We start from the raw sequence: 3,897 nt of genomic DNA on the forward strand, positions 1-3,897 counted from the left end.
CCCACCTCTTCCCATTCCGAACAGAGAAGTTAAGCCCACTTGCGCCGATGGTACTGCAATGCAATGCGGGAGAGTAGGTAGCCGCCCTTTTTCACGAAGAGCCTTGGTCACGACAGTGACTGAGGCTTTTTTCGTTGGTACATGTGTCATATTTGGGCAAAGAAGAAGAGTAACGTAACCATCCGAAACAAGCGTAACCATCCGAAGCAAGCAGCCTTTTCCATTTCTTCAATTCTGTTTACCTTTGTCCTCAAAAATAGTTATGTTCAATTTGAATGAGGACAACCGTATAGTTATGGTGCAGCATCTGACTGGTATGCGCATGGGAGTGATGTAACCATCCGAAACAAGCCGTATTGCTTTGAATAAAAAAACTCGCGAAGTTCTATTCGCGAGTTTTTCTGTAGTTCTAAGGAAGCATTTGTGTTATCTGTTCGGCCGTGGTGTCGTCGTGGAGCGACTGCAACACATGGGTGAGCCATTGAAGTGAATTGACACCTACGATTTCGCAGCTCTCTATCAGCGAATAGATGATGGCGTTGTCAACGGTTCCGCTATCGCTTTTGCTTAACAGGTAGTTCTTGCAGCCCATCACTGACGGACGCTGGTTGCGCTCCACGGAATTGTTGTCAATATGGTAACGGCTATCAAGAGCATAGCGACGCAGGCGGGGCCATAACTTATAGGCGTAGTCGAGCGCCTTGCCCATGGGGTCGGATGGGGTGCATTTCGTGTGTTCGCTCTCCATCCATTTTTCTATGGCATTATTATCGGCAATGCCTTGGCCTGACGCTCGGCGGCTATTTCCTCATACGTGGCGCCTTTTGCCTTCAGGTTTGCCTCGAGGTCATAGAGCAGATCCAGCCATTTTACCGCCCGCACGGCCAGTTCGGGATATGATGCCTGGGCGTCGGTGAATTTACGGCGCACGTGAGCCATGCAACCCAGAAGGGTCACATTGTCCAGCAACTCAAAATAATCATATACACCATATCCGTCGGTCTGTAGCGCACCACGGAAATCGCGCAGCTCTGCACGTGGGACTGTCCCCGCACGCGAGCCGTTCATATAAAGGAAATAGAGATCGTGGCTCTGCGGGCGGTTGTCGAGAAACTGCCACGCATATCCCTTGCGGCTCTTGCCTGGAGAATCGGCTATGCGCCACGGGGTCTCGTCTATCTGTAGATAATCACTGTTACGGACATCGTCGCGCAAAGCCTCGTAAACAGGTTCCAGTCTGGAGGCCACGGCATGCACCCAGCCGTTCAGCGTGGAGGTGGGGAGTTTCAGTCCGAGTTCGGCATACTGCCTGACCTGGCGGTATTCGGGCAGATGGTATCGGTATTTGTTTATCACTATCTGCGTGAGCATGTCGGCGCCGAAATGGTTGCTGCCGATGACCGCATGAGGGGCCTTGCCTGGTATATGCGCGGATTGGGCGAATCCTTGTCGGGTTTCATGCGCAATAAGGGACGCTTTATGATTTCAACCCATACCTTGGCCGGTTCGCGATGGAGTATGCGGGAAACATCCTTGCCCATGGTATCGCACTCGCCTGCAGCCACACCTTCGGGCATCATGACGGTTGTGTGTTCCTCAAGTCCTGCGTAACGGTAGCTCAAGGGACGCGACGGAGTTCTCTTTGCGCGTGCCCAGCGTTTGCGGTTTTCGGCCTCTATCTCTTTGGCCATTGCCTCTATCTTGGCCGCCTTTTCGTCCATCGCCTCTATGATATGCGAGGATGGAAACGGCCCTGCTCCAAACGTTTGTAGTACATCACATAACCTCCACGTTCCCAATGGAGCTACTTCATGATCGTGCGAGACTTTACCACAAATATTTACACGTCACCATTAGCCGGTTCCAGACCCACTTTCCGGACCTGTCCACACATACCATTCACTTCGATGCGTTAGATATGCGTAACCATTCAAAGCAATACGGCTTGTTTCGGCTTGTTACCATATATATATCTGAAAACCTTTGTTTTAGTCAAAAAAAGAAAGTAATTTTGCAGTGATACGATATTTATTGTATATAGATTATGATTTATGATAGTAAGCGAGAATAGAATTGACGAAATAATAACAAGCGGCATTCATGAAGAGCTACGTAAAGTTATAGATGAATCTATAGTTCATTCAAATTGTTATGGTGTACCAAAAGATTTGCTTGAGTATAGATAACAGAAATAGTCTTATTAATATGAAGGGAATATATTGGAAAGGCATTAAGCAACGGATAGGGAGATTCCTGGATAAGGTGTACGACTGTATACTTATCTTTACAGACTGGCTGGGGTAGGCTCGCGAAATAATGATTACGGTTTGTTGGTGTGTAGGAAAATGGTCGCGTATGCCTATAATCTGTTCAATACATTATCCACATCCTTGACTTTATTCTTACGTGGCATTTTGTTGATATTGTATTTCAAGTAGATAGAACAGAATCGCGAGTCCACATTGTTCTTTTGTTTGTTGTTGATGTTGTAGTACCTGACTTCCCAATCAGAGTACTCTTTACGGAACAAGTCATGACAAGCTATATTCAGCTGTAATGTCTTGTCCGGGAAACAGAAAGTAATGCCAGCGCTGGCGCACAATGACGGGTATTGTCTGCAACCCGCATCTTCAGTCTTGCTTGTATAATTCATCTTCAGATAGAAGTTTACATTCTCCTCTATGCGGTAGTTGTAATTTGCTGATACATAGATAGACATTATAATTTCCGTCGTATTAATAATCCAACTTATTTGCTTTATCTTTATTAGAGGTTTTGACAGCCTGGTCATCATTCGAAGACTTGTAAATGTAGTCAAGATTCAGTTCCAAATGACCATCTTTCGTCAGAGGGAGATTGTAGAATAGATTCAACTGATTGTTCTTTATAGTATGATGCTATCTATTATGCCCAGACTATTGTATGATCCTTTGCAGCATGCCTGTTTGGGATGTTTTGGCAACCAAGGATGCAGGTTGTTTGATGTCGGCCTGGCCGATTTTCCTCATGCTGTTTGCCCGTCCATATCCCTGTGGATAGTTGTTGTCAGGAGCGTGATTATTTCTGCATTTGCGGTTACCTCTGATGTGCTGTTTTTTCCTTCTGAGCATCAAAAAGTATGCAGAAGTTGTGTGTAATATTCAAAAAAGCCGTATCTTTGCCCTTGGTGATTATCACCAGCAATCTGTTGTCTCATCGTGCTTCGCTCTGCATATCTTATTCAGGCGGCAGGGTTGGGGATGCGTCCATTAACTTAATAACTGAAATAAATAGGAATATGAAAACGTTTGCTAACATTGTATGGTTGTTGTGTGGCGGCCTTGAGGCAGCCTTTGGCTATTTTACGGGTAGTCTGGCTTTGGCCATTACTATCATTGGCATCCCTTTCGCGATGCAGACGTACAAACTTGGGCTGCTCTGCCTTTGGCCGTTTGGTGCCAGAGTCATTCCCACGGAAAGCCCCACAGGTTGCCTCCGCGTTTTTATGAATTTCATTTGGTTCATGTGTGGAGGTATCTTTGCCTGGCTAATGCACGCAATTTTCGGATTGTTCCTTTATATTACCATTATTGGCATCCCTTGGGGCAAGCAGCATTTCAAGATGGCTGGGCTGGCGCTTGCGCCGTTTGGCAAAGACGTTGAACTTGATTATTAACCCAAATCGGTCATTAGAAAAAGTTTCTTGTCATTTTCTAATGACCGCCATTAGAAAAACAGCTTTGTATATGCTTGATTTATAAATATTTACTAACTTTACCACGAAAAAAAGGATATACTCCGATGCGAAACTGTGACATAAAGTTTGTAAATAAGGAAATAACACCTTTTGGTGGTCTTTCCCTGTTCTTCAAAATGCTTGAGAAATGCCATTTTGAAGAGCATGTTATGCAAAGTGGT

Annotated in this window: 4 protein-coding genes, 1 rRNA gene and 2 pseudogenes; 2 read left to right on the top strand and 5 right to left on the bottom strand. The window is 45.4% G+C overall.

All coding sequences use genetic code 11. The annotated features are described in order from the left end of the window. A 5S ribosomal RNA gene (rrf, locus tag CIK87_RS09755) occupies positions 1-90 on the top strand; the annotation flags it as partial. 319 nt (positions 91-409) lie between these two features. On the opposite strand, the gene CIK87_RS14835 is transcribed toward rrf, so the two are convergent. From CIK87_RS14835 to CIK87_RS09780, 5 genes and pseudogenes are all read right to left on the bottom strand, one after another. Continuing rightward, positions 410-592, bottom strand: coding sequence for a transposase domain-containing protein (locus CIK87_RS14835; protein ID WP_254046101.1), 183 nt, complete (start codon positions 590-592; stop codon positions 410-412). Positions 593-607: 15 nt separating this feature from the next. Continuing rightward, positions 608-1,371, bottom strand: a pseudogene (locus tag CIK87_RS09765) (IS66 family transposase); the annotation flags it as partial. Further along, positions 1,356-1,721, bottom strand: coding sequence for a hypothetical protein (locus CIK87_RS09770; RefSeq protein WP_022309974.1), 366 nt, complete (start codon positions 1,719-1,721; stop codon positions 1,356-1,358). The gene CIK87_RS09770 and the pseudogene CIK87_RS09765, both read right to left, overlap by 16 nt. Before the next feature lie 5 nt (positions 1,722-1,726). Beyond that, a pseudogene (locus CIK87_RS14840) lies at positions 1,727-1,801 on the bottom strand (hypothetical protein); the annotation flags it as partial. Positions 1,802-2,359: 558 nt separating this feature from the next. Next, positions 2,360-2,794 carry an outer membrane beta-barrel protein gene (locus CIK87_RS09780; RefSeq protein WP_094387018.1) on the bottom strand — a complete coding sequence of 145 codons (435 nt, stop codon included), beginning with the start codon at positions 2,792-2,794 and terminating at the stop codon, positions 2,360-2,362. Positions 2,795-3,277: 483 nt separating this feature from the next. Here CIK87_RS09780 and CIK87_RS09790 point away from each other — a divergent pair, with 483 nt between their 5' ends. Continuing rightward, a complete protein-coding gene (locus CIK87_RS09790; protein ID WP_022309971.1) occupies positions 3,278-3,655 on the top strand; it encodes a YccF domain-containing protein in 378 nt (125 codons plus the stop codon). Positions 3,656-3,897 lie beyond the last annotated feature (242 nt).

The organism is Prevotella sp. P5-64 (assembly GCF_002251285.1).
GTDB lineage: Bacteria > Bacteroidota > Bacteroidia > Bacteroidales > Bacteroidaceae > Prevotella.

What these genes read in the sequence shown, in the direction of transcription:
- CIK87_RS14835 (WP_254046101.1), bottom strand. Translation starts at nt 592, where the DNA reads ATGGGCTGCAAGAACTACCTGTTAAGCAAAAGCGATAGCGGAACCGTT.
- CIK87_RS09780 (WP_094387018.1), bottom strand. Translation starts at nt 2,794, where the DNA reads ATGATGACCAGGCTGTCAAAACCTCTAATAAAGATAAAGCAAATAAGT.
- CIK87_RS09790 (WP_022309971.1), top strand. Translation starts at nt 3,278, where the DNA reads ATGAAAACGTTTGCTAACATTGTATGGTTGTTGTGTGGCGGCCTTGAG.
- CIK87_RS09770 (WP_022309974.1), bottom strand. Translation starts at nt 1,721, where the DNA reads ATGGACGAAAAGGCGGCCAAGATAGAGGCAATGGCCAAAGAGATAGAG.